Source organism: Pseudomonas thermotolerans DSM 14292 (assembly GCF_000364625.1).
Classification (GTDB): domain Bacteria; phylum Pseudomonadota; class Gammaproteobacteria; order Pseudomonadales; family Pseudomonadaceae; genus Aquipseudomonas; species Aquipseudomonas thermotolerans.
Window position 1 is genome coordinate 1 of sequence record NZ_KB822664.1, and the last position, 1,536, is coordinate 1,536.

Here is a 1,536-nt window from a genome sequence, read left to right on the forward strand (position 1 = left end):
AGCTGCATCCGGGAGTTCGTAACGCTTTGCCATGCGGGCCTCCAGCCTGTCATGGCGCCGATTCTACCCGTTTGGACTTTTCGTACAGAACCTAAGCATCCACAAGGAGCAAACCATGGAATCATTTGCGAGAGCATTATCTGTACTTGCCATTCCCCTAGGAATTATCAATATGTTTGGCGGTATCGTCTCTGGCATATGGCTGGCTATTCTTGGTGAGTGGGGGTTGATCGGTTACGGCATTCTGGCGCTAATTGTGTCGGGTATGGGTATCGGGTTAGCCATGATGCCGGGCATGATTTTCGCGGCTCCCGCAGCTGTCATGCTCGAAAAGGGCAACAAATTCGGTGGGTACTTTTTTGGCTTTCTTAGCTCGCTTTATACTATTGGCGTTCTTGTCGCTTGGTGTGTATTGGTTCTAATTTATTACACTAAACAAGCAAACCACGATTCAATAATTCCTGTTTTAATTTGGTCATATGGCATTGCTACAGGGCCAATTACGTGGCTTGCTCAAAAAGATCTACAGGGTGGCAATGAGTACGCAATGGTGTCTACATTCTTTATTCAGGTGGCATATCTGTTAACTATTCTGGGCATTATTTTTGTTGGCATGTCGCTGCTAAACGTACTTGTTCTATTTGGTGTAATTATGACTATTGGGCTAGTCGCCCAATTCTCAATGGCCTATCTCATCGAAAAATCACAGAGTTACTACTAATGCTTAACAAGGCGCTGCTGTCGGACAAATTTTCCGCGGCGCTCCAAATTTGCCGCAGAGCGCGGCGTTATGCCCTTTCTGGAGATTGTGCATGATCAATGAATATGCAGACGATGCCCATCGCGAGCAGGCGGAAGAATTCATTATGGAGCTGGGGAAATTTGTCCTAGCTTTCGAGCGCGTTTGCGACGCAATGCGGTACATAATTATGTTCATGCTCCGCTCCCAGGGCCTGAAAAACCAAGGCATGGAGCAGGTTCTCATCGGCGACAAAGCCTCTGCAGAACTACAAGTGCTACTTGGTGCGCTTTACTGTGAAATCCCAGGCCAGGATGACGAAGACAAGAAACATGTAAAAGAGCTATTAAAAGGCATCAAAGAAATAACGGAAAAAAGAAATATTTTGCTTCACTCCTCATGGAATTTAGGAAGCAAAGCTGCCGCAGCTGACGAAGAACTATATGCAGCAACTGTCCGATTCAGAGCCAAACAAAACCTAGGTTCTGGTGCTGAAGTACACGGTTTCTCTGCCTCATATATCCGAGAGCTTTCCTTGGAGCTAAAACGGATTCAGGTTCTACTTCAGCGACTTCAATACTGCGTCACGCAAACCGGATTTAAAGTCGCAACTGAATTCACGCGCCCAATGTAAAGCATAACAATTGGTTCAAGTCGTTCGCTTCGCTCACTCGGGACCGGCTAAAGCCGGCCCCTTAACCAAACGTTAGGTTCTGTACGAAAAGTACTGCCGTAGGCACCGCAGCGTGCAAGCCAGCGTGACCATTGCGGCAAAACTTCTTGCCAACTTGTCGTAG

Annotated in this window: 2 protein-coding genes and 1 pseudogene; 2 read left to right on the forward strand and 1 reads right to left on the reverse strand. The window is 47.1% G+C overall.

Annotation, left to right across the window (positions count from 1 at the left end; genetic code table 11):
* The first annotated feature begins 115 nt into the window (after positions 1-115).
* Both H165_RS0118055 and H165_RS19710 read left to right on the forward strand, forming a co-directional pair.
* Complete coding sequence (locus H165_RS0118055) at positions 116-721, forward strand: hypothetical protein (protein ID WP_155943649.1); 606 nt, start codon at positions 116-118, stop codon at positions 719-721.
* A gap of 91 nt (positions 722-812) precedes the next feature.
* On the forward strand, positions 813-1,373 hold the full coding sequence (locus H165_RS19710; RefSeq protein ID WP_155943650.1) for a hypothetical protein: 561 nt from the start codon (positions 813-815) through the stop codon (positions 1,371-1,373).
* A 72-nt stretch (positions 1,374-1,445) separates the two neighbouring features.
* Here the strand turns inward: H165_RS19710 and H165_RS19715 are convergent.
* Positions 1,446-1,536: pseudogene (locus H165_RS19715) on the reverse strand (IS5/IS1182 family transposase); the annotation flags it as partial.

What these genes read in the sequence shown, in the direction of transcription:
- H165_RS19710 (WP_155943650.1), top strand. Translation starts at nt 813, where the DNA reads ATGATCAATGAATATGCAGACGATGCCCATCGCGAGCAGGCGGAAGAA.
- H165_RS0118055 (WP_155943649.1), top strand. Translation starts at nt 116, where the DNA reads ATGGAATCATTTGCGAGAGCATTATCTGTACTTGCCATTCCCCTAGGA.